Origin of the sequence: Polynucleobacter necessarius (assembly GCF_900095205.1) — a bacterium.
GTDB lineage: Bacteria > Pseudomonadota > Gammaproteobacteria > Burkholderiales > Burkholderiaceae > Polynucleobacter > Polynucleobacter necessarius_E.
Genome location: NZ_LT606951.1, coordinates 490,238 through 508,367 on the forward strand (window position 1 = coordinate 490,238; position 18,130 = coordinate 508,367).

Annotated in this window: 18 protein-coding genes, 1 other RNA gene and 7 pseudogenes; 13 read left to right on the forward strand and 13 right to left on the reverse strand. The window is 45.0% G+C overall.

Annotated elements, in window-relative coordinates:
- Nucleotides 1–222: 222 nt before the first annotated feature.
- Nucleotides 223–597 (forward strand): fluoride efflux transporter CrcB, encoded by a 375-nt coding sequence (crcB, locus tag DXE37_RS02680; protein ID WP_114636496.1) that lies wholly within the window; start codon nucleotides 223–225, stop codon nucleotides 595–597.
- Between the two features lie 234 nt (nucleotides 598–831).
- On the opposite strand, the gene DXE37_RS12170 is transcribed toward crcB, so the two are convergent.
- From DXE37_RS12170 to DXE37_RS13300, 5 genes and pseudogenes are all read right to left on the reverse strand, one after another.
- Nucleotides 832–1,335, reverse strand: a complete 504-nt coding sequence (locus DXE37_RS12170) for a Bug family tripartite tricarboxylate transporter substrate binding protein (RefSeq protein WP_231970986.1) — start codon at nucleotides 1,333–1,335, stop codon at nucleotides 832–834.
- Between the two features lie 305 nt (nucleotides 1,336–1,640).
- Nucleotides 1,641–2,162 (reverse strand): chromate transporter, encoded by a 522-nt coding sequence (locus tag DXE37_RS02690; protein ID WP_114636497.1) that lies wholly within the window; start codon nucleotides 2,160–2,162, stop codon nucleotides 1,641–1,643.
- Nucleotides 2,162–2,602, reverse strand: a pseudogene (locus tag DXE37_RS02695) (chromate transporter); the annotation flags it as partial. The pseudogene DXE37_RS02695 and the gene DXE37_RS02690, both read right to left, overlap by 1 nt.
- Before the next feature lie 118 nt (nucleotides 2,603–2,720).
- Nucleotides 2,721–3,140: an NAD(P)-dependent oxidoreductase gene (locus DXE37_RS13295; protein WP_269460268.1), complete on the reverse strand. Its 420-nt coding sequence runs from the start codon at nucleotides 3,138–3,140 to the stop codon at nucleotides 2,721–2,723.
- Nucleotides 3,141–3,253: 113 nt separating this feature from the next.
- Nucleotides 3,254–3,349, reverse strand: a pseudogene (locus tag DXE37_RS13300) (hypothetical protein); the annotation flags it as partial.
- Here DXE37_RS13300 and DXE37_RS12180 point away from each other — a divergent pair.
- On the forward strand, nucleotides 3,303–3,608 hold the full coding sequence (locus tag DXE37_RS12180; RefSeq protein WP_231971409.1) for a hypothetical protein: 306 nt from the start codon (nucleotides 3,303–3,305) through the stop codon (nucleotides 3,606–3,608). The pseudogene DXE37_RS13300 and the gene DXE37_RS12180 sit on opposite strands and share 47 nt — an antisense overlap.
- Nucleotides 3,609–3,725: 117 nt before the next feature.
- On the opposite strand, the pseudogene DXE37_RS02705 reads toward DXE37_RS12180, so the two are convergent.
- The 4 genes and pseudogenes from DXE37_RS02705 to DXE37_RS02715 form a co-directional block, all read right to left on the reverse strand.
- Nucleotides 3,726–5,104, reverse strand: a pseudogene (locus DXE37_RS02705) (MmgE/PrpD family protein).
- 56 nt (nucleotides 5,105–5,160) lie between these two features.
- On the reverse strand, nucleotides 5,161–5,862 hold the full coding sequence (locus DXE37_RS02710) for a Bug family tripartite tricarboxylate transporter substrate binding protein (RefSeq protein ID WP_231970987.1): 702 nt from the start codon (nucleotides 5,860–5,862) through the stop codon (nucleotides 5,161–5,163).
- Nucleotides 5,859–6,167 (reverse strand): hypothetical protein, encoded by a 309-nt coding sequence (locus DXE37_RS12185; protein WP_231970994.1) that lies wholly within the window; start codon nucleotides 6,165–6,167, stop codon nucleotides 5,859–5,861. The genes DXE37_RS02710 and DXE37_RS12185 overlap by 4 nt, the downstream gene beginning before the upstream one ends.
- Before the next feature lie 73 nt (nucleotides 6,168–6,240).
- Entirely contained in the window at nucleotides 6,241–7,017 is a 777-nt protein-coding gene (locus tag DXE37_RS02715; RefSeq protein ID WP_114636498.1) for a sulfurtransferase, read from the reverse strand.
- A 313-nt stretch (nucleotides 7,018–7,330) separates the two neighbouring features.
- Here DXE37_RS02715 and DXE37_RS13305 point away from each other — a divergent pair, with 313 nt between their 5' ends.
- The 10 genes and pseudogenes from DXE37_RS13305 (at nucleotide 7,331) to DXE37_RS14220 (ending at nucleotide 12,616) form a co-directional block, all read left to right on the forward strand.
- Nucleotides 7,331–7,444: a tripartite tricarboxylate transporter substrate-binding protein gene (locus DXE37_RS13305; RefSeq protein ID WP_269460269.1), complete on the forward strand. Its 114-nt coding sequence runs from the start codon at nucleotides 7,331–7,333 to the stop codon at nucleotides 7,442–7,444.
- The gene (locus tag DXE37_RS13310; protein WP_269460270.1) at nucleotides 7,441–7,599 is read left to right on the forward strand and encodes a tripartite tricarboxylate transporter substrate-binding protein; all 159 of its coding nucleotides are present in this window, start codon (nucleotides 7,441–7,443) and stop codon (nucleotides 7,597–7,599) included. Before DXE37_RS13305 ends, DXE37_RS13310 begins: the two co-directional genes overlap by 4 nt.
- Before the next feature lie 113 nt (nucleotides 7,600–7,712).
- Nucleotides 7,713–8,117: pseudogene (locus tag DXE37_RS13315) on the forward strand (tripartite tricarboxylate transporter substrate-binding protein).
- 25 nt (nucleotides 8,118–8,142) lie between these two features.
- Nucleotides 8,143–8,694 (forward strand): carboxymuconolactone decarboxylase family protein, encoded by a 552-nt coding sequence (locus tag DXE37_RS02725; protein WP_114636499.1) that lies wholly within the window; start codon nucleotides 8,143–8,145, stop codon nucleotides 8,692–8,694.
- A 21-nt stretch (nucleotides 8,695–8,715) separates the two neighbouring features.
- Nucleotides 8,716–9,573: pseudogene (locus DXE37_RS14215) on the forward strand (pirin family protein).
- Nucleotides 9,574–10,744 (forward strand): annotated as a pseudogene (locus tag DXE37_RS02735) (methyltransferase). It begins immediately after the preceding pseudogene.
- 36 nt (nucleotides 10,745–10,780) lie between these two features.
- Nucleotides 10,781–10,966 carry a tetratricopeptide repeat protein gene (locus DXE37_RS02740; protein WP_114636500.1) on the forward strand — a complete coding sequence of 62 codons (186 nt, stop codon included), beginning with the start codon at nucleotides 10,781–10,783 and terminating at the stop codon, nucleotides 10,964–10,966.
- A 9-nt stretch (nucleotides 10,967–10,975) separates the two neighbouring features.
- Nucleotides 10,976–11,995 carry an O-linked N-acetylglucosamine transferase family protein gene (locus DXE37_RS11160; protein WP_231970996.1) on the forward strand — a complete coding sequence of 340 codons (1,020 nt, stop codon included), beginning with the start codon at nucleotides 10,976–10,978 and terminating at the stop codon, nucleotides 11,993–11,995.
- Nucleotides 11,996–12,102: 107 nt separating this feature from the next.
- Nucleotides 12,103–12,396: pseudogene (locus DXE37_RS11165) on the forward strand (O-linked N-acetylglucosamine transferase family protein); the annotation flags it as partial.
- Nucleotides 12,386–12,616, forward strand: a complete 231-nt coding sequence (locus DXE37_RS14220; protein ID WP_415066633.1) for an O-linked N-acetylglucosamine transferase family protein — start codon at nucleotides 12,386–12,388, stop codon at nucleotides 12,614–12,616. The pseudogene DXE37_RS11165 and the gene DXE37_RS14220, both read left to right, overlap by 11 nt.
- Before the next feature lie 153 nt (nucleotides 12,617–12,769).
- Here DXE37_RS14220 and ssrA read toward each other — a convergent pair.
- The 4 genes from ssrA to ompA form a co-directional block, all read right to left on the reverse strand.
- Nucleotides 12,770–13,128: a transfer-messenger RNA gene (gene ssrA, locus DXE37_RS02760) on the reverse strand.
- A 64-nt stretch (nucleotides 13,129–13,192) separates the two neighbouring features.
- The gene (locus DXE37_RS02765; protein WP_114637519.1) at nucleotides 13,193–13,873 is read right to left on the reverse strand and encodes an HAD family hydrolase; all 681 of its coding nucleotides are present in this window, start codon (nucleotides 13,871–13,873) and stop codon (nucleotides 13,193–13,195) included.
- Nucleotides 13,874–13,880: 7 nt separating this feature from the next.
- A complete protein-coding gene (ubiG, locus tag DXE37_RS02770) occupies nucleotides 13,881–14,570 on the reverse strand; it encodes a bifunctional 2-polyprenyl-6-hydroxyphenol methylase/3-demethylubiquinol 3-O-methyltransferase UbiG (RefSeq protein ID WP_114636501.1) in 690 nt (229 codons plus the stop codon).
- Between the two features lie 101 nt (nucleotides 14,571–14,671).
- Nucleotides 14,672–15,241: an outer membrane protein OmpA gene (gene ompA, locus DXE37_RS02775; protein WP_114636502.1), complete on the reverse strand. Its 570-nt coding sequence runs from the start codon at nucleotides 15,239–15,241 to the stop codon at nucleotides 14,672–14,674.
- Between the two features lie 154 nt (nucleotides 15,242–15,395).
- On the opposite strand from ompA, the gene gyrA reads away from it, so the two are divergent.
- A complete protein-coding gene (gene gyrA, locus DXE37_RS02780) occupies nucleotides 15,396–18,110 on the forward strand; it encodes a DNA gyrase subunit A (protein ID WP_114636503.1) in 2,715 nt (904 codons plus the stop codon).
- Nucleotides 18,111–18,130 lie beyond the last annotated feature (20 nt).

Genomic DNA, 18,130 nt, shown 5'->3' on the forward strand with positions numbered 1-18,130 from the left:
TTTTTGCTTCTGAAATCCATGTAAATCATCATGATCTTGTAATTGATTGGGAGCGCTATGGTGACGCCGCCTATCTTTCGATACCAACTGCAGAACACTACTGGCCTGCTTTATATACCCTAGCTTTACAGCAAGAGGGGGAACATGCCAAAATTTTTGTCGATGGAATTGAGATGAGTTCAATTAGCATGCTGGGTTTTTCCATTCAATAAAGAGCAGACTATGTGGGTATCTATCTTTGCTATTTTCTTTGGCGCAGGCTTGGGCGCCTTGCTGAGAGCTGGATTTAATTTTTTAACTGTCGGTATCGCTTCAGTTGTCCCAATGGGAACCTTTTTAGTGGGTGGCTATCTGATTGGAATCGCAATTGCCTTCTTTAGTAACAATCCCAACTTCTCTCCCGAGTGGAGGCTCTTTGTCATCACAGGTTTTCTCGGAGGCTTAACCACCTTCTCAAGTTTCTCTGCTGAAGTAGTAAACCTAATACAAAAGGGGGGGGAGCTTACTTGGGCCTTAGGTACAGCGTTGTTGCACCTCATCGGCTCACTTGCGCTCACTTTCTTGGGTATTCTGACTTACTACCAAGCGCTCAAATAAAATTAGGGGCTCTAAGCCCCTAATGTCATTCTGTATCTATTTCTTTATTCTGGTTTAATGTTCGCTGTTTTTACAACACCACTCCATTTGGCCGCTTCAGATTTAATGAGAGCGGCAAATTCAGAGGGACTTCCTCCACCAATCTCATTACCCTGTGACAGCATCAGCTCTCTCAATTGAGAGATCTTTGAGAGCCTCATTGTGGCAGCCGTATTTAATTTATCAATAATCGCTTTAGGCGCAATCAAGCCTTGCCAATTTGAGGACTTCAACTTTTGGGTAACCTAGCTCTACAAAGCTCGGCACATTAGGCAATAAAGGCGAGCGCTTCTTGCTGGTAATAGCCAGAGGGCGAATTTTATCAGCCTTAATGCTTGGTGCTGCAGAGTACATCTGATCAAACATGAGATCCACATTGCCAGCTATGAGATCGGTTAAGGCGGCAGACCCACTCTTATAAGGAACATGAATCATTTGGATGCCTGCATTTAGCTCAAAAAGTTCGGCAGAAAGTTGATGGCTGCCCCCGATCCCTCCTGAAGAAAAAGTTAATACCCCTGGCTTTGCTTTTGCTGCTGCAACAATATCTTGAACATTCTTATATGGGGAATTGGGGTTGACTACTAAAACTAGAGGACCTTTTTCAATCAATATGATTGGAGTGAGATCTGTCTCGGGGTCATAGCGCAAATTACCAAAGAGAGTTTTATTAACAGCCATTGGTGCAAAGTTACCCATGCCGATGGTGTATCCATCTGGCGCAGCTCGAACAATGGCTTCTGTACCAATATATTGCCGCCTGCCCCAGGTTTGTTATCGACAACGATGGGTTGTTTAAGAATGACACTCATCTTTTGAGTAATTTGCCGACTTCTAGAATCAGCGCTGCCCCCGGCACCGTATGGCACGATGAAATTAATGGGCTTATTTGGTAGTTGCTTTGCGCTAAAGATCCGTTGCTAAATATGAATAGCAGGCTGATTAAGCAAATGGAGAAGTTTTGAAAAAGTCGCATATGTATTTTGTGGTGCTCCGTAAGGCGATTAGATGATTCCGAGTGCACCCAATAAACCTCCAATTGCAATGAGACAAAGCGGGTGCCAACGTGTAAACAATGTAAAGCCGATAGTAGCTAGGGTCAAGACATAGGCGGTTGCGCTGTGATTAATTTGAATGGCAATTTGCCATGCTGAAGCAAGTACAAGGCCAATCGCTAAAGCAGCTGCGGCATATTGAATAGACTTCTTGGTGATCGGATCCTTGATGCCTAAGATAAGTCTTTGTAAGAAGTAACTAAGGATAGAGGAAGGCCACGCTATGGCTAGCGTTGCAAGAAATGCTCCTAATACTCCAAAAATATGCCAGCCTAATAAAGTGACCGTCATAAAGTTAGGTCCTGGTGCTGCTTGAGCGATAGCAAAGTAATCTGAGAATGTTTGCAGATTAATCCAGCGCTCTTGATAGACCGCTAAGTTTAATAATTCTGGCAGTAATGCATTTACGCCACCAAACGCCACTAGCGAAAAGGCTGATAGCTTAAGGAAGATGCTTAAAAGCATACTCATTAACGAAGTGCTTTCTTGCGCGCTAAGAAAAGCGCTAATGGTAAAACTGCAAGTACTACCCACCTCAATCCAAGATGAAAGTACGTTATAGCGCAAAAGGTGATGGCAACTACCAGAAGCATTAGCGGAAAGCGGAACTCAACGCGTAGCATCTTGAAACCCGTAGATGCAATGAGACCCACACCTACTACAGGGATGCCTCGTAAGAGTCCTTTTACTGTATCTAGATAACTGTAGTGTTGATAGAGCATAGCCAATATCAACACAATGGCAATGGGTCCGAGTGTTAGGCCAAGGACTGCTGCAATAGCACCCCTTGCTCCTGCAAAGCGTGAGCCGACACAAACTGCTAGGTTCACAATATTTGGCCCAGGAACAATTTGGCAAATTCCGAGGATGGCGCTAAATTCTTCAGAGCTAAGGATTTTGTCTCGCTCTACTAAGGTTCTTCTCGCTCACGGAAGTACGCCACCAAAACCCGACATTCCAATCTTGCTAAAGCTAATAAACAGTTGTGTAGGTGTCAGGTTATTCACGGATGCAGTTTGGTGCAAAAAATTATTGAGGTTTAAAAGGGTGTGGCAAAGGTCTGTTTTCTAGCCACGCTTCCAAAGTCTCTGTAATACCTTTTGAGAAAGTTTCAAAAATGGGTTCGGCGATAAACCCAAGATGAGGTGTGACTAATAAGTTTGGAGTATTGCGCAGGGCGTCATTTTCAGGGAGTGGTTCAATATCAAAGACATCGACTGCGGCTTGCCCAGGTCTACCTTCGGCAAGATCTTTCTGAAGATCGGGCATGTTAATGAGTGCAGCTCGTGAAGTGTTGACTAGGATAGAGTCAGGACGCATGAGGGCTAATTGATCTGCGCTGATTAATCCTTTTGTTTCTGGCCCAGCCACTAAGTGCATGGTGACAACTTTGGAGGTTTTGAGAAGCTCTTCTAGGCTAACACGCTGTAGCGTTTTCAGCAGCAGCACGTTCTGGGGTCATGCGTGGGCTCCAAGCTACTACTTCCATGCCAAATGCGGCTCCAACGCGCGCCAACTCGGCTCCCTATGGCACCAAGACCCATAATCCCCAAGCGCTCACCAGAGAGCATCGGCAATAGAGACATTGCATCTCGCCAACCTCCAGAGGAGATGAGTTTGTTTTCTTCTATGATTCGTTTAGACGCACCTAGAATCAAAGCCCATGTGAGTTCTGCGGTAGTTTCTTTAGAGGGTCCACCGGGCGTGCACGCCATCGGAATATTTCTGGAAACTAAAGCAGATGCTTCCAGGGTGCCGTTGCGTTCACCAGTAAACATTAAAAACTTGAGTTTAGGTAAGCGAGCGATCATCGCCTCGTTAAACGGAGATCGATCCCTGACGATGGCTATAGCATCGGCATCCTTTACAGCCTCATATAGAGGGCCTCATCTCGCAAGGGCTCATGATGTATGGTGAGATTCGCTTGTTAGTCTAACTTATCCCAATCGGAAAATCTACGCAGCGCACGTTCGTAATCTCCAAGCACAACGATGTTAGGTAATGAGGCCATAAAGGGAAAGCTTTCAGTAAAGATTAGTCAGGAGTGCAAAGGCTTAGAATTTGTTTGAGGTCGGGTGCTTGCCCCAGTTTCCAAAGAGCTGAAATGAGTTGACGAGTTTTTTAGCGCCAATAATTGGTTCAGCTAAGCTGGTGAACTGTTGTTCTAAGTTGGCATCGCTCATTGGGTTTTCTACAGAGCCAATTGCATTCTTCACGAAAATATGAACTTCTTTGCCGTCCTTTAAATAGGCTTTGACATCCACGGAAGCTTCGCTAATAGAGGTGTCTCAGTGGTTGCATTCACTTTAGCGCGCAAAGCAACAACGTCAGGGCGGTTCACGATATCGTCAGCATATTCCCCTTCACCGGCTTGGCCAAACATTAAACCTACGGCACAGCCGTGATAAACGCTGAACTTCCCTTCGAGTCTATCCTTAGGAGTTTTCTTGCCAGTTAATTCCAATACCAATGGATGTACACGTAATTCAATGCGTTCGACATCTTCTGTTTTGACTCCTTGGGCGCGTAATTGTGCACAAGCATCAATAGCTGGATGGATTACGATGCCACAAGCAAAGGGCTTGTATGTGTTGAGGGATATCTCAAAAGACTTTCCAAGGGCTCGGTCGATCTCGGTCCAATCACACTTTGTTGTGAAACGGTTTGCATATAACCGCGACCAGCTTCTAGCGCTTTAGGGCTTGCTGTAAAGCCATGCTTTGCTAGTAGCGCTGAAAGTGTTGTCCTGCGCGTGCTGCGCCACCTGGATGAAATGGATTTGTCATAGCGCCGAATTGTTCGCGCATACCTACAGGTTGAGACGCTGCAATACCCAAAGCCATCGTTGTTTTTTGAAGATCAAGACCCATTAAGCGAGAGCATGCAGCAACAGAACCAAGCATGCCAGTAGATCCTGTGATGTGCCAGCCGCGATGGTAATGGTCTGGGTACATCGCGTTGCCTACTCGGCATGCGACATCAATTCCGAGAATTAAAGAATCAATCATTTGACGACCATTTGCGTTCATATGTTCGCCAAGAGCGAGAATGGCTGAGGCAATAGGACCAGCTGGATGGATTACGGTTTTGAGATGAGTGTCATCAAAGTCAAAGGTATGCGAGCTAATGCCATTAATCAAAGCAGCACCGCCCATGTCTACTTTGTCTTTGCGACCCAAGATACTTGCCTGTGGTGCTGGTTGAAATTCACGAATAGCGGCTAATGAAGATTCAACGCTTTCATGATTAGCAGCGCCGATAGCGCAACCAAGCCAATTTAAAAAAGTGCGATGTGCTTCGTGCTCCACTTCTGGTGTCCAGCCTTGACTTGGGTGCGTATTAACAAACTCTGCCAAAATTTTAGTAACTGACGGGGCATTTAGATCGGCTGCAGCGGCAATGGCGTGTGACATATTAGATTTCCTATGATTGATGTCGTTAATTTGTAGATGGATAAATAATGAACAATTTATTCAATTTCAATATTGCGATCTTTGGCAACTTTTGCCCAGCGTGCAATATCTTCTTTGATGTAATTAGTAAATTGAGCGGGTGTCATGGGCATTAATGTCATTGCTTCGCTCGTCATCTTTTCTGAGAAGTCTGGCAAAGCGAGAACCTTATTTAATTCTGCATTGAGTTTTGCTACGATAGCTGGCGGTAAGTTAGCAGGACCTACTAAACCATACCATTGCTGGCCATCAAATCCGTTGTAACCCAATTCTTTAAAGGTCGGAATATTGGGTGCGGCCGAACTACGCTTAGATCCAGTGATTCCTAAGCCACGCACTCGGTTGGTATTGATGTAGGGAAGTGCGGCAAACAGAGTGGGGAACATGGCTTGGGTTTGGCCCGCCAATAGATTGGTATATGCAGGACCTACACCGCGATAGGGAACATGCACCATAAATATTCCAGCGGCTAACTTGAGTTGCTCCATGCCAAGGTGGGTAAGGGTGCCAGGACCAGCTGAGCCATAACTTAACTTAGCTGGGTTCTTTTTTGCGTAATCCACAAACTCTTTAAAGTTCTTAATTGGTAAATCAGGATTAATGATGAGGACGTTAGGTGTTGCTCCAATCATCCCAATTGGCGTGAAATCCTTGATGGCGTCATAAGGTAATTTACGTACCGCAGGATTGGTTCCATGAGTACCCACATAGGCAATCATGAGGGTGTAGCCATCAGCCGGCGCTTTAGCAGTTGCTTGAGAGGCAATGGCACCGCCACACCGCCACCCATATTTTCTACAACGACTGTTTGACCGATCGAGCGAGAAAGCTTTTCTGCAACCGCACGCGCAATATTATCTAAACCACCTCCAGCGGCCACTGGCGCTATCAGTTTGATGGGCTTAACCGGATACGTTGGAGCAGTGCTTTGTGCCTGCACATTGAAGTGGGCTATCAATCCCAAAAATATAAACAGAAAGAATGGTAAAAAAATCGGCTTTTGCCGATGAGTAGATTTAGACATGTCTCGAGTCCGATTTATTGTTATTTGTTATTTTTACAGCTTAGTACTTCTACTATTGATGACCCCCAAACTCTTAGGTCATGCTGGCTTTAAGCTTTTTCCGAATGGAGCGCTCCACTGGTATTGAGTCGAGATTGGGTTCTAGCGCCTCACGCTCATCAAAGACAAAGCAGCTACCTTGATAATGCGCAGAACCAACCTCTTCAAAATATTTTAGTATTCCACCCTCAAGTTGGTAGCTGTGCTCCATACCAATCTCACGCATGTAAAGACCAGATTTTTCGCAGCGAATACCACCAGTGCAGAAACTAACCAGTGTTTTATCTACTAGTTCTTCTTTGTGCGCAGAAATTGCCGCAGGAAACTCAGTGAATTTTTCGATATTGAAATGCAAAGCATTCTCAAATGTGCCATAGTCAACTTCAAACGCGTTGCGAATATCTATCATGACGACCTGACGACCAAGATCATCAGTTCCACGATCCAACCATTCTTGTAATTTCTTAGGACTAATGAAATTTGCGCGACCTTCTTCTGGGCGAATGGCTGGGTGATTCATGCGGATGATTTCATTTTTCAGCTTAATCAACATTTTTTTGAAAGGCTGATCTTCTGACCAACTCTCTTTTGCGGTGAGTGGTGCAAACCGAGGGTCTGTGCGCAACCAATCTAAAAATCCGCGCAGTTCATCCGTTTTACCTGCTAAGAACATATTGATACCTTCGCCAGTCAATAGGATGGTGCCTTTGAGTTGGCGAGCATGACATTCATCTAGCATCTTGGCGCGTAACACCGGTAAGTCATCTAGGCTGACAAATAAATAGGCGGCAATATTCAGGATCGACTTCATTTTTCTCTCACTTGGCTACAACCGCATTATCGAGCAAATAGGCTGCGGGGGTGTTAACCTTGAGGTTTTATTGATAGGAGACAACCCCATGTTGGACTTAACAAAATCGGCCAAAAGAGCCTTTAAAAACATCATATTAGGCATATTTTTGGCCTTAGGGCTAAGTGGGTTTGTGCTGGCACAAATAGCAGGAACTGGGACTTAGCCTACCCAAAAATCTATTCGCCTGATAGCAGTATTTTCGCCGGGTGGCTCAGTTGATCAAGTCGCATGGGTTTTAGCTCCCGCATTACAGGCTGAGTTAAAGCAAAACGTGATTGTTGAAAACGTTGGTGGCGCTTCCGGTGTGATAGGCACTTCAGCAATGACCCGATCCGATCCTGATGGCTACACCTTTGCAGTCGTCTTTGATACCCATATGGCGTGAATCCCAGCCTAAAAGATAAGCTTCCCTATGACTCTATTAAAGATATCGCGCCTGTGATTTTGGTTGGTACATCACCAATGGTTTTGGTTGCCAGTAAGAAATCTGGTATTACTAGTTTTAAGCAGTTAGTCGATCTCTCTAAGACGGGTAAATAGTTATGGTTCGATTGGTATTGGTAGTTTGGGCCACTTAGCAATGGCTCGCCTGGCAAAACAAGCTGGCTTTGATTGGAACCATATATATCCCTTATCGCGGTGGAGGCCCTTTGATGCAAGATGCTCTGGGGGGTCAAGTTGAATTGGCAGTCGGTTCAGAATTTTTGGTGAAGCCTCATATTGATAGCGGTGGCGTTATTCCTTTGGTGATCACTACCGCTAAGCGTTCACCTTCACTGCCTAATGTGCCAACGATTTCTGAGAGTGGCTTTTCCGGGCTTTAGTGCTCCAGCCTGGTGGCGGTATTGGCCCCAGGCAAAACTCCTCCAGCGATCGTGGATTCTATGAACAAGGCTTTGAATAAAGCTTTGAAATCACCAGCAGTAGCTGAAAAGTTTAAAGCGCAAGGCATCCAAATTGTTGGTGGAACTCCTGCTGCCGCTCAAGACTTTATTGGTAAGCAAATTGGGATCTGGGGCAAGTTCTTCATTGAAAACAACATTAAAGAAACCGCTTAGTAAGAAGCATTTATAAAAGGCATCTATGTCAGAACGTTTAATTCCGTATCAGCCAATGGATTTGGCTGAGCCAGCAGAATTAGTAGCCGCTATACGTGAGAGACGTGGTGGTCAGTTCATTAATTTAGATCGTATGCTTTTGCATAGCGTTCCGATTACAGAGGGTTGGAACCATTTCATTGGAGAGATTCGAAACAATCTTTCTTTGGATCCAAAACTACGTGAGTTAGCCATGTGCGGGGTTGCAGTATTGAATGGTGCCGAGTACGAATTCTTTCACTATGCCCCTCCCTTTAAAAAGGCGGGCGGCTCTGAAGAGCAGGTACAAGGCTTACGCTTGATCGGGCAGTCAAATTTTCCAAAAGACTTGTATTCCCCAGTAGAGAATGATGATGCTGAACTCACCCTTCAAATGACGCGCAATATCAAAGTAGATCCAGAGTTAATGAAGCGTTTGCAAAAGGCTTTGGGAAGTACTGATACGGTAGAGTTAGTGACGGTGATTGCCGCTTACAACATGGTGTCCCGTTTTTTAATTGCATTGGATGTTCATCCTGAAGAGCACCCTCCAGCCTAAAGGGATAAGATTTCCACCAATATGATCCGCAATATCCAAACGATTATTCCTGGTATCGCCACTTCTGATGGCGCAGGCGTAAAGTTGCGTCGCAGTCCTAGGCGGGCAGAATCAAGTTAGGTTAGATCCTTCTTTAATGTTGGACGAATTTTCTTCTAATGACCCGAATGACTATGTAGCAGGTTTTCCAGCTCATCCACATCGGGGTTTTGAGACGGTGACCTACATGCTGGAGGGGCACATGTTGCATGAAGACCATTTAGGTAACCAAGGGCATCTAAAGACCGGTGGCGTACAATGGACGACGGCAGGGCGCGGCATTATTCATTCTGAGATGCCTCAGCAGGTGAGCGGTGCTATGCGCGGCTTTCAACTGTGGATTAATCTGCCTGCCAAGGAAAAGATGAAGGCTGCGGGTTATAAAGATATCCAAGTAGAAGATATTCCCAAGATTGTTTTAGAAAATGGCGGTTCGGTTAAGGTGATCGCGGGCCACATACAGCCAAAATGGCAATGAAATTCAAGGCCCAATTCAAGGTATTATTACTGCACCATTATTTTTTGGATGTCTACTTGCCAGCTGATGGAGAGTTTGATCACCGCATTACAAAAGAGCTTAATGCATTTGTTTATGTTTACGAGGGTGAATTGGAAATTGGTGGCCCTATGCAGTCGGTTCCAAAACAGGCTGCCATTGTTCTTGGCGATGGTGATCGCCTAAAGGCGAAAGCAGGGCCTACCGGTGCACAATTTATTGTTCTAGTAGCTTTACCTCTTCACGAACCCATCGTTCAATATGGCCCTTTTGTTATGAATACGCGTGCTGAGATTGAACAAGCAATTGATGATTATCAAAATAATCGTTTTGTGGTTTCCTAGGTGAATCAATCAACAACCCTTCAATGGAAGGATGGTGATCAAGTCCACAGTGCTAATTGGCATTCTGAAAATGGTATTGCATCTCATAAAAAGATTCAGCTCGTTGACGATGCTCTGACTGCGGATATTGCTTATCGCCTAGCTTGTGAAGGCACTGCAATGCTTTATAAGGGCGACTTTCAGAATGCACGGCAACTCTTACAGGCCTTAGTGCGCAGAGTAGATAAGCCCTCCAAGAAATCCACGAGAGCCGATAGAGTTGCAAAAGAAAAATCCAGGAGTCCATTTGACACATTCAATCTTCATCGCCTTGCTCAATCGCAGCGTGCCCGTATCTTGGGGATGGTGTTGATTCCAATCAACGCTTGACCATAGTATCTCTTTAAGACGCGCTCCTGACGTGGCCCAGGCTTGTCTAGAGGCCTATGGCGTGCAGTCTGAATCCTACGTTATCTCCTTGTGAATTGCTTGGTGTGATTAGTGCCCATGAGTGGCGCAAGAAAGGCGTGCCTATTCTAGCTAGGGATAATGAGGAGATTCGTATATATCCTCATTATGGAGTGTTCTCACCAATTCGCGGTGAATATGTCGAGCTCGTCTTAAGGACGCCACTTCCAGCAGCAATAAAGCAATACTCGGTTGCATTTGATGTAGGTACGGGAACCGGAGCATTAGCAGTGGTATTAGCAATGCGAGGATTCAAGAAATTATTGCGACTGATTTAGATGATCGTGCGATTGCCTGTGCGCAAGAAAATATCACTTGTTTGAATTTGGCTGACTACATTGAAATACAAAAGAAGAATTTATTTCCAGAGGGTAAAGCAGCGTTAATTGTTTGTAATCCACCGTGGATACCAGCCAGACCAAGTTCATCACTAGAGCATGCCATATATGACCCAGATAGCCGAATGCTGAAAGGTTTTTTGCATGACTTAAAGAGCCATCTTCTCCCAGATGGCGAAGGGTGGCTTATTTTGTCGGATCTTGCGGAATATCTTGGTTTACGGAGTCGAGAAGAATTGTTAGCGTGGGTTGAAGAAGCTGGGCTCATAGTGGTTGGCCGCCACGATACAAAACCAGAGCATCAGAAAGTATTTGATGTTAATGACCCACTCCATTTCGCAAGATCACGGGAGTTAACCTCGCTATGGCGATTACGTCTGAAATGATCCTAAAATTGACAATTTAAACCTGAAGAATTCAGCATGCTCACACAAGTCTTGGTTGCTTTGCAAGCACATGATCTGCCAAGGGCGGAGTCTCTTTTAAGGGGGATCATTCAGTCCACGCCTAATCATCCTGATGCTATGCATCTGATGGGGGTGGTATGTGGCATGCAGGGGCGCCCCAATGAGGGGCTCTCCAATTTTTTCAAGATTGCCTCCTCCTGACTCCTCAGGATGCATTGTTGCACTTTAATTTGGCAAAAGAAAGCCTTCTCTTCATTGCAAAGAAATGCGGAAGCTCTGGAGCATCATCAGCAGGCAGCCAATCTGGATCCTACCAATCAAGATATTTGGCTTAATTACGGTAGAAGCCTGGATAACCTTAGAAAAAGAGAAGAGGCTTTAGTCTGTTATGAAAAGGCCGTCACACTTAAGCCAGACTTGATGGAAGGTTGGTTTAATAAGGGAAAAATTTTTGGAGAATTAAAGCGCTATGAAGAAGCTTTGAACGCTTATGTCATGGCCTATAAACTTAGACCTACAGAGCCATTTTTACTTGGAATTATTCTGCATTACAAGATGTTGATTTGCGATTGGGTAGACCCTGAAGGTCTTTATCAACACATTCAAAGAGAATTAAGAAATGGTGTAAAAGTGGTTGAGCCATTTGGCTTTCAGGGAATCTCATGCTCTGAAGGCGATCTTTTGTTAGCGGCAAAAATTTTCGCTAATGAACGCTATCCTATGAATAAAGATCACTCCGATATGCATAGACCGCGTAGTGAAAAAATAAGAGTGGCTTATTTATGTGGAGAATTTAGAGATCAGGCTACTTCAGTATTAATAACTGGTGTATACGAATCTCATGACAATGAAGAATTTGAAATTTATGCTTTAGATAACGGATGGAATGATCAGGGAGTGCTACGAAGTGGGATGGAAAAGGCTTTTAAAGAAATGATTGATATAAGCCTGATGCCTGATCAGGCTGTAGCAGGCTTGATCAAAAAACTTAATATTGATATTTTGATTAATTTAAATGGATATTTTGGTGCAGCGCGTCCCAATGTATTTGCTCTCTATCCTGCGCCAATACAAGTAAATTTTCTGGGGTTTCCTGGAACCTTAGGCGCTCCCTATATGGATTACCTCACTGCAGATCCGATTGTTGTTCCTCCAGAAAGTCGTGAGTTTTACGTTGAAAAATTGCTTACATGCCTAATAGCTATCAAGCAAATGATTCAAAACGCATGATCTCTGACAGACAGCTTTCAAGATCAGAGTTAGGTTTGCCCGAAAATGGTTTTGTATATTGTTGTTTCAATAATAACTACAAGATTACCCCGTAAACTTTTGATAGCTGGATGAGAATTCTGAAAGCTGTTGATGGAAGCGTGCTTTGGTTAATTGAGGATAATATTTTTGCTGCCAATAACCTTAAGGTTGAGGCACAAAAGAGAGGGGTGTCACCCGACCGAATTATTTTTGCTGCTCGCTTGCCACTGCCAGAGCATTTGGCACGTCATTGTCATGCCGATCTTTTCTTGGATACTCTTCCATATAACGCGCACACTACCGCCAGTGATGCATTGTGGGCTGGAGTACCAGTCTTAACTTGTATTGGCGACACCTTTCCAGGAAGGTGTGGCCGCTAGTTTGTTGAGTGCAATAGGATTACCTGAGCTGATTACTCATTCTGCGAAAGAATATGAGGAGCTAGCAATTGGGCTTGCTCATAATCCCGATAGGTTGCAAGCAATCAATCATAAGTTGCAAATCAATCGTCTTGAGAAGCCTTTATTTAATACACAGTTGTTTGCAAAAAACCTAGAGCATTTATACAAAAAATGTATGAGCGTTATCAGGAAAACTTAGAGCCTGATCATCTTTTCATAGATACACCTTAATGCGGTAGTGCATCACTGCGGTGCCACAGCCGTTTGGATTGACACTATCTTTTTCGCAGATTAAAGATGCAAGGTTAGGAAAAGAAAAAGCTCCCAAATGAGGAGCTTATCTTTACTGATATGGTGGAGTCGGCGGGAATCGAACCCGCGTCCGCAAATCCTCTACAACAAGTTCTACATACTTAGTCATATCATTTAATTTAATCAGTCAAGCACGGATTGACACGTTCTTCGCTGACGATTCACTAGGTTTTCGTACTATTCTTCGTGACACAAAATAGTCTTATCTCTTGTATATGACCCTGGTGTAGCTTGCGCTACCTGACCCAAGAGAGAATCAGTTCAGGGGCAACCGCAATTAAGCGGCTAGTGCGTAACGTTCGTCGTTAGCAGTTATTACATTCCCATTGATTTACGAGATAACGGGTCCTCGGTATGCCCTTGATGCTTTGTAATCCACGTCGAAACCATGTCGACCCCGGAGTTCATGCATAAGACCTCCATTTTAAAGCCGCTGACTTTAAATTGCTCGATATCTTTTGATTTATCCCCTGTTGGGAAAGATGATTTGCATTAAGTCGAGGGGGCTATAGATCACGAAATCAGCTCCCCAGGCCTCTGGAGCCTCTTTACAGCCACAGTACCCATAGGCTGCTGCTACAGTCTTCATTTCAGCTGCTTTGCCTGCAATTACATCTCGAATGTCATCGCCAACATACAGTGATTTTGTGGGATCAATATTCGCCACCCTAGCGGCATGCAAGATAGGTTCGGGATGTGGTTTTGAGTATGGCGTGGTGTCACCTGATACGGTTGAAGCAGAACGATGACTCAAGCCCATTAACTCCACCAAAGGATTGGTGAAGCGGTGACTTTTATTGGTCACAATGCCCCATGGGAGCTTGGCTTCATCCATTGCGTCGAGTAGATGATGCATATCATCAAATAATTTACTTTCTACTAGCAATGCTTTTTCGTAGTTACTGAAAAACTCATCGCGCAGGGGTATAAAGTCGGCATGCTCGGGGTTAATTCCGAAAGCACCCTCGAGTAATCCTCGTGCACCAGCAGAGGCATAGGGACGTAGAAATTCATAAGGTTTAGGTACGAGATTGCGCGCGACCAGCAATTGATTGGTAGCCGCTACCAAATCTGGTGCTGTATCTGCCAAGGTGCCATCTAAATCAAAAAAGATACCCGCATATGGGCTGGAAAGATCGCTCACTTTTAGATTACTTTCGTACTGCAATCATGTAATTTACATCCACGTCATCACTAAGTCTGTATACCTGAGTAAGCGGGTTGTAGGTTAAACCTTTCATGGCTAGCATCTCCAAGCCTGCATGTCGTGTGAATGCAACAAGTTCAGATGGTTTAATAAATTTAGCGTATTCGTGAGTGCCTTTAGGCAGCAGTTTTAGTATGTATTCAGCGCCAATAATGGCAAATAAGTAGGACTTTGGGCTGCGATTTAATGTGCTGAAAAAAAGTGTGCCACCAGGTTTGCAGAGCTTGGCACAGGCACGCACTACCGAAGCAGGGTCAGGCACATGCTCAAGCATTTCCATGCAAGTGACTACGTTGTATTGCTCTGGCTCTTTATCAGCGAGGGATTCTGCTGAGATCGAGCGATAGGTGAGGTGTACGCCGACTTCTAAGGCATGTAATTCCGCAATCTTGAGCGCCTTTTCAGATAAGTCGATACCAGTGGTATCAGCTCCAAATTGAGATATGGATTCAGCAAGGATGCCGCCACCGCAGCCAATATCAACGACTTTTTTACCTTCTAAATTTACGAAAGTTTTAATCCAGTCAAGTCTTAAGGGATTAATAGCATGTAAGGGCTTAAATTCGCTATTCGGATCCCACCAGCGATGGGCTAGGGCGCTAAATTTGGCAATTTCTGACTGATCGACGTTCATATGAATTGGCTATTGGCAAAGTTATTGAAAGGGTGAAGTTTATGAATATAGCGGAAATAAAAAAGCCCGCTTCAAGCGGGCTTTTTTACAAGTAAAGTGAATTACTTAGCAGCTGTACCAACAACTTCGATGTCAGTACGGCGGTTCTTAGCGCGGCCTTCAGGAGTTGCGTTTGATGCAACTGGATTGCTCTTGCCTTTAGATTCTGCGTAGATACGGCTACCGTCAACACCCTTGCTTACCAAGTATGCCTTAACAGATTGTGCACGACGCTGACCGAGGGTCATGTTGTATGCATCTGTACCGATGCTGTCAGTGTTACCAACAGCAATAATTACTTCCAACTTGATCTTGCTCAAATCAGCAGCGATCTTGTCCAAAGTAGTTTTACCTTCTGGCTTCAATGTAGCTTTATCGAAGTCATAGAGTGTGTCAGCTTGCAATGTGATCTTGCTTTGGCTAACGCCAGCAGGAGCAGCAGGAACTAAAGCACCGTCACAACCTTTAGCAGCTGTAGCAGGTGTCCAGTTGTTATCACGCCAGCATAATGTGCCGTCGCCGTTTTTCCAGTTTAGGGCGCCATCGCCGTTTTGCCAGTTATCAGAAGCCATCGCTGCAGAAGCAGAAACGGCAATAACAGAAGCGAGCAACACTCTTAGGGTTTTGTTCATTTTTAGTCCTCAAAAATCTCTTTTTTAATTAAAGTCAAACTTAAATTCGCCCTACCTTGATGCAAAAACTGCAAAGCGACACATCTCAATTTCGTACAAACTGACAGAATCTTAGCATAGGGCTCACCTGTCATCAAAATGATATTATTTCTAGATGGAACAAGCCGCTAAAGAAACATTACCAATATCCCTCGAAGACGAAATGCGGCGGTCCTATTTGGACTACGCAATGAGCGTCATCGTCGGCAGAGCCCTGCCAGATGTGCGTGATGGCCTCAAACCGGTTCATCGTCGGGTCTTATTCGCGATGTATGAATTAAACAACGATTGGAACCGAGCTTACAAAAAATCTGCCCGTATAGTTGGCGATGTAATCGGTAAATACCACCCGCATGGCGATTCTGCGGTCTATGACACGATCGTTCGTATGGCTCAAGACTTCTCTCTGCGCTATATGCTGGTTGACGGGCAGGGTAACTTTGGCTCCGTAGACGGTGATAACGCTGCTGCAATGCGATACACCGAGATCCGCCTCCGCAAGATCGCACATGAGCTTTTGGCTGATTTAGACAAGGAAACGGTCGATTTTGGGCCAAATTACGACGGTAGCGAGAAAGAACCGCTGATTCTGCCTGCCAAAGTGCCTAATTTGCTCATAAATGGCAGTTCTGGCATTGCTGTAGGCATGGCCACCAATATTCCTCCCCATAACCTGGACGAGGTCGTTACAGCCTGTTTACACGTACTACACAACCCAGAATGCACGATTGATGAGCTCATTGAGATCATTCCGGCACCAGATTTCCCGACCGCCGGCATTATTTATGGCGTTCAAGGGGTTCGCGAGGGCTATCGAACTGGTCGTGATCGCGTGGTTATGCGAGCTAAGACTCACTTTGAAGGCTTGGATAAGGGTGCGCGTCAGGCCATCATCGTTGATGAGTTGCCATACCAGGTAAATAAAAAGAACCTGCTTGAGCGCATTGCCGAGTTGGTGAATGAGAAAAAAGTAGAAGGTATTTCTGATTTGCGTGACGAATCAGATAAGTCCGGTATGCGCGTTGTTATTGAATTGAAGCGTGGTGAAGTGCCGGAAGTCGTTCTCAATAATTTGTATAAGAGTACTCAGTTACAAGATAACTTTGGTATGAACATGGTGGCATTGGTGGATAACCAACCACGCTTGTTGAACTTGAAGCAAATGCTCGAGTACTTCTTGCAGCATCGTCGTGAAGTGGTTACACGTCGTACGATTTTTGAACTACGTAAAGCACGTGATCGTGGTCATGTCTTAGAAGGTTTGGCAGTTGCATTGGCAAACATTGATGAGTTCATTGCACTCATTAAAGCTGCGGCAAATCCAATGATTGCGAAGCAAGAGTTGATGGGTAAAGCATGGGACTCATCCATGGTGCGTGAGATGTTAGCGCGAGCTGAGACGGATACTCCAGGTGGCCGCAACGCTTATCGTCCAGAAGGCTTGTTGCCTGAGTACGGCATGCAAACAACAGGTTTATATCGTCTCTCAGATAGTCAAGCACAAGAGATTTTGCAGATGCGCTTGCAACGTCTGACTGGTCTTGAGCAGGACAAGATTGTTAACGAATACAAAGAAGTCATGGCAGAAATTTCTGACTTGCTTGATTTATTAGCCAAGCCAGAACGTGTCACTCAAGTCATTGAATCTGAGTTGAAGGAAGTGCAGGCTGAATTTGGGGTTGCTGGTGGTGATAGCGGTCGTCGTTCATTTATTGAAATGAATGCAACCGAGCTCTTCACTGAAGATTTGATTACACCGCAAGATATGGTGGTGACACTTTCACATACTGGTTATATGAAGAGTCAGCCACTGAGTGAATACCGCGCGCAAAAACGTGGTGGTCGTGGCAAGCAAGCGGTAGCTACAAAAGATGAAGATTGGATTGACACTTTATTCGTAGCAAATACACATGACACGATTTTGTGCTTTTCCGATCGTGGCCGTATGTATTGGCTTAAAGTTTGGGAAGTGCCACAAGGTAGTCGTACCTCACGCGGTAAACCAATCGTCAACATGTTCCCGCTGATTGAAGGCGAGAAGATCACAGTGATTCTGCCTATTAAGGGTTATCAAGACGACCAGTATGTATTTATGGCTACTAGCTTGGGAACTGTGAAAAAGACGCGCTTGTCTGATTTCTCTAACCCACGTAAAGCCGGCATTATTGCTGTCGATCTAAATGAGAGCGACTTCTTGGTTGGTGCGGCGATTACCGATGGTCAGCACGATGTCATGCTGTTCTCTGATGCTGGTAAAGCAGTGCGCTTTGATGAGAATGATGTTCGACCGATGGGTCGTACTGCACGCGGTGTGCGCGGTATGAACTTAGGTGACGGTCATCAAGTAATCGCCATGTTGGTTGCGCCTGCTGAAGCAGCAGAAGGTGCTGAAGCTGTTGTTGTAGATACGAGTGGCATTGTTATTCCAAGTAGCGTGTTAACTGTGACAGAAAATGGTTACGGCAAACGTACTCCGATTACCGAATACACACGTCATGGTCGTGGCACTAAAGGTATGATCGCCATCCAAACTTCCGAGCGTAATGGCAAGGTAGTTGCTGCAGCACTAGTATCACCAGAAGATCAAATTATGTTGATCACTACTGGTGGGGTCCTGGTACGCACCCGTGTTTCAGAAATTCAGGAGATGGGTCGCGCTACTCAAGGTGTCACTTTGATTAACGTAGATGAGGGAACTCGCTTATCAGGCTTACAGCGTATTGCTGAGAGTGATTCTAATGATGAGGGTGATGTTGATGATGCAGAAGAAGGCGGTGTATCTGCAGATCCAGCAACCGACTCGAATGACAATACGGCAGGTGACGCTTAAGCGCCACTCTTTAACTAGAG

What these genes read in the sequence shown, in the direction of transcription:
- crcB (WP_114636496.1), top strand. Translation starts at nt 223, where the DNA reads ATGTGGGTATCTATCTTTGCTATTTTCTTTGGCGCAGGCTTGGGCGCC.
- DXE37_RS12170 (WP_231970986.1), bottom strand. Translation starts at nt 1,335, where the DNA reads ATGGGTAACTTTGCACCAATGGCTGTTAATAAAACTCTCTTTGGTAAT.
- DXE37_RS02690 (WP_114636497.1), bottom strand. Translation starts at nt 2,162, where the DNA reads ATGAGTATGCTTTTAAGCATCTTCCTTAAGCTATCAGCCTTTTCGCTA.
- DXE37_RS12180 (WP_231971409.1), top strand. Translation starts at nt 3,303, where the DNA reads ATGAGTTTGTTTTCTTCTATGATTCGTTTAGACGCACCTAGAATCAAA.
- DXE37_RS02710 (WP_231970987.1), bottom strand. Translation starts at nt 5,862, where the DNA reads ATGATTGCCTATGTGGGTACTCATGGAACCAATCCTGCGGTACGTAAA.
- DXE37_RS12185 (WP_231970994.1), bottom strand. Translation starts at nt 6,167, where the DNA reads ATGTCTAAATCTACTCATCGGCAAAAGCCGATTTTTTTACCATTCTTT.
- DXE37_RS02715 (WP_114636498.1), bottom strand. Translation starts at nt 7,017, where the DNA reads ATGAAGTCGATCCTGAATATTGCCGCCTATTTATTTGTCAGCCTAGAT.
- DXE37_RS02725 (WP_114636499.1), top strand. Translation starts at nt 8,143, where the DNA reads ATGTCAGAACGTTTAATTCCGTATCAGCCAATGGATTTGGCTGAGCCA.
- DXE37_RS02740 (WP_114636500.1), top strand. Translation starts at nt 10,781, where the DNA reads ATGCTCACACAAGTCTTGGTTGCTTTGCAAGCACATGATCTGCCAAGG.
- DXE37_RS11160 (WP_231970996.1), top strand. Translation starts at nt 10,976, where the DNA reads ATGCATTGTTGCACTTTAATTTGGCAAAAGAAAGCCTTCTCTTCATTG.
- ubiG (WP_114636501.1), bottom strand. Translation starts at nt 14,570, where the DNA reads ATGAACGTCGATCAGTCAGAAATTGCCAAATTTAGCGCCCTAGCCCAT.
- ompA (WP_114636502.1), bottom strand. Translation starts at nt 15,241, where the DNA reads ATGAACAAAACCCTAAGAGTGTTGCTCGCTTCTGTTATTGCCGTTTCT.
- gyrA (WP_114636503.1), top strand. Translation starts at nt 15,396, where the DNA reads ATGGAACAAGCCGCTAAAGAAACATTACCAATATCCCTCGAAGACGAA.